The sequence below is a fragment of the Staphylococcus sp. 231237_7MaSpsaltlick genome (genome assembly GCF_043107035.1).
Map to the genome: position 1 here is coordinate 1 of NZ_JBICNX010000076.1, position 2,792 is coordinate 2,792.

6 protein-coding genes are annotated in these 2,792 nt (G+C 29.2%); all 6 read right to left on the reverse strand.

Annotation, left to right across the window (positions count from 1 at the left end; all coding sequences use genetic code 11):
- Nucleotides 1–101: 101 nt before the first annotated feature.
- Nucleotides 102–248 carry a hypothetical protein gene (locus tag ACF91D_RS29720; RefSeq protein WP_390334135.1) on the reverse strand — a complete coding sequence of 49 codons (147 nt, stop codon included), beginning with the start codon at nt 246–248 and terminating at the stop codon, nt 102–104.
- Nucleotides 249–450: 202 nt separating this feature from the next.
- Nucleotides 451–786 (reverse strand): hypothetical protein, encoded by a 336-nt coding sequence (locus ACF91D_RS29725; protein WP_392438312.1) that lies wholly within the window; start codon nt 784–786, stop codon nt 451–453.
- An 18-nt stretch (nt 787–804) separates the two neighbouring features.
- Nucleotides 805–1,113: a hypothetical protein gene (locus tag ACF91D_RS29730; RefSeq protein ID WP_392438314.1), complete on the reverse strand. Its 309-nt coding sequence runs from the start codon at nt 1,111–1,113 to the stop codon at nt 805–807.
- A gap of 49 nt (nt 1,114–1,162) precedes the next feature.
- Nucleotides 1,163–2,008: a CPBP family intramembrane glutamic endopeptidase gene (locus tag ACF91D_RS29735; protein WP_392438316.1), complete on the reverse strand. Its 846-nt coding sequence runs from the start codon at nt 2,006–2,008 to the stop codon at nt 1,163–1,165.
- Nucleotides 2,009–2,097: 89 nt separating this feature from the next.
- Nucleotides 2,098–2,442 (reverse strand): hypothetical protein, encoded by a 345-nt coding sequence (locus ACF91D_RS29740; protein WP_392438317.1) that lies wholly within the window; start codon nt 2,440–2,442, stop codon nt 2,098–2,100.
- A 150-nt stretch (nt 2,443–2,592) separates the two neighbouring features.
- Nucleotides 2,593–2,792: hypothetical protein (locus ACF91D_RS29745; protein ID WP_392438319.1), on the reverse strand; the 200-nt coding region annotated here is incomplete at its 5' end.

A 2,792-nucleotide genomic window follows, 5' to 3' on the forward strand; every position in this document is an offset into this window, starting at 1 on the left:
CCTCCTGTTCACGAAATAAACCGCTTCTAAAGACGATTTATATACTTTTCAACCATTTTACAAGCGATGTATCAATCGCTTGTATATGGCCTTTAAGATCCTTACTGTAATTGTTTTAGTTCTTCTTTAGCTAGTTTCAGTTCTTTTAAATTTCTTTGCTTTTCTTCTTCTGACAGATCTGTAAACTCCATTTCTAACTTGATGTTTTCAATAACGTGTTTTAATTCCATTTTTCTTAGTTTATTCATAATAAAACCACCTTTTTATTTGTTGTGCAGCTCGGAGTAATTGCTAATCCTTACTACACTTAATACTATACACTATTTTTCTTTATTTGTAAAGTATTTCTAATTATTTTTCCGCTTCTTTTTCTTTACAATTTATAACTAAATTAAAAAGGCTTCTATCTATATGATAGGAGCCTTAAACTATTTTACAACCTAATTTATACTATTCTACTTCTTCTAATAGTTCTTTCGAAGAATCGTTTATTAATAATGATGTTATGTCTTTTCTCAGTTTTAACGGTCTGGATGGCTTAGTTTTAAATTCCCACCATTCGTTCCCATCGTATGTTACGCGTTCTAGCCACCAATCATCACCGCATACAACTAAGTCTAAATAAATATCTTCTATACTACCTTCCTCATCAATCTCAACATCTGCTAATTTTTGAAATAGGTCTTTTGTAATCATAAACTCTTTACACCCAACCCATTCAACATCTTCCATTGTTTTGCCATTTGCATTTAATTCATTTTTCGTCTGTTCTAGTAATGTAATCATAAACATTCTCCTTTTAAATTAAAGGTTCACTATAGGCATATCCCCTAAATTATTAATAACTGGAATATACGATAAAGCAATTACACACATACCTAAATTTATTACTAAAGCTATCAACCGCTTTGATTCTTTTTCACTAAATATAGCGACACCTAAATATCCAAATATACCTATTATCATTATAGGTATTGGTATCAATGTAAAATAATCTACATTTGTTGCATCTGCTATAATCTTAAAAACCGTATAAAAACTTAAAATAACTGCTATTATTGTTAATATTTTATAATGATATACCAAATATAATAAACGTTTTAGCATTTTCATAACCGCTTCACTCCTTATTTTACTTCAATTAAAGTTAAATAGTTATCACCTATGACTTTGAATATCGCTTATCGTAAGCCATGAAATAACTTTTTATCGTAGGATACGCTACATATATCAAAATACCCAATATTACTACAAAACTTAAATACCCAATAACTAACCATTCGTTACCATAATTATTTTCATTAACATAGACCATTTGCAATGATGCGAAACTGTTATTAATCATATGCGCTACAATATTAACCCAAATACGTTTTGTCATAAGAAATAATAATGCAAATACAACACCTGCAAATACATAGGTCAGTAATGAAAAAACACTGCCTTGCTTATGCATAAAACCAAATACTACACTCGATACAATAATAAATCCTGTAATTTTTATGTACCTTTCATAATACTGAATTTTAAACTTATTACAAATAGCACTTGTAACATCACTTATAAGCATATATGAGTAACCTCTAAATACAATCTCTTCTATAATTGGCGATACAATACACGAAGCAATAAAAAACGGTATTAACATACCTATATGCTCTTTGATTAACTCATCATTAGCAAATCCTACATTACCTATAATCACAAGATATAATTGTTTAACAATTACCATCAATAAGAAAGCGATAATTATAAGCATAAAGCATTGTACTATATCCACACCATTTTTCCTTTTTTTGCTTTGTAATTCGAATGAATGCTTATTATTCACTGTACTTTTAGTGTACATTATAATGATTAAACCTAACATAATGAAAACACATGTAAGCCATACATAAAGGTGGTTAATATTTTCTGTTTCACCCGTAGTTAAATACAGTGAAAATATCATCATCCATATCATGGCATGATACCCTCGATACCATAATTCGTCTAAAAACTCTTTCATCCATCAAACACTCCTAGCCTTAACCTCTCGATCAGTTCGAATAGTAATTTTTAAAGATTGAAAAGAGGGGGCACAACCCCTCTTTAATGCTATGATAGTTTTTCGATTAACCAATCTGTACCCGCGTCGAATACTACTAATGAACTATAATCATAAGCCTTTATGCTTTCAATCGCTTCTTCATAGCTTTCATATCTTTCATACTCTTCATAGGACAGACCGTCATCGCCAGTAAGAAATTTTCTAAGCATCAATTTAGCTATATCAAAGTGAACATCTACTATAAATTCTTCATTATGAATCCAATTTGTGTAAGCAATTTGAATAGGAATATTATTTATTAATGCCTCTTGTCCATATTCTAATTCACAAAAACCATTTAACTCTCTTAGAACATTTTCATTTTCTTCAAATACTTGTATTAAATCTTCCATTTGTAATACCACCTTTTTATTTGTTGTGTAATTAACATCAACTGCATACCTTAGTACACTAATTAACACTTTTCTTCATTTTCAAATGACTGCATTCATTTTTCATTACAATAAATTTTTAAAAAGGGGATTTTTCACCCCTCTTTAATTCTATGATAATTTATCAATTAACCACTCTGTATCTTCTTCGAATACCGTAAGCGAATCAAATTCGTAACCTTTTATATGTTCAATTGCCATTTCTTTATTGTTGTACCTTTCAATCTCTGTATAAGTTAATCCATTTTTACCATATAAGTGTTTTTTTAGTGCTAATATTGATACATCAAAATACACATCTACGGTAAAAT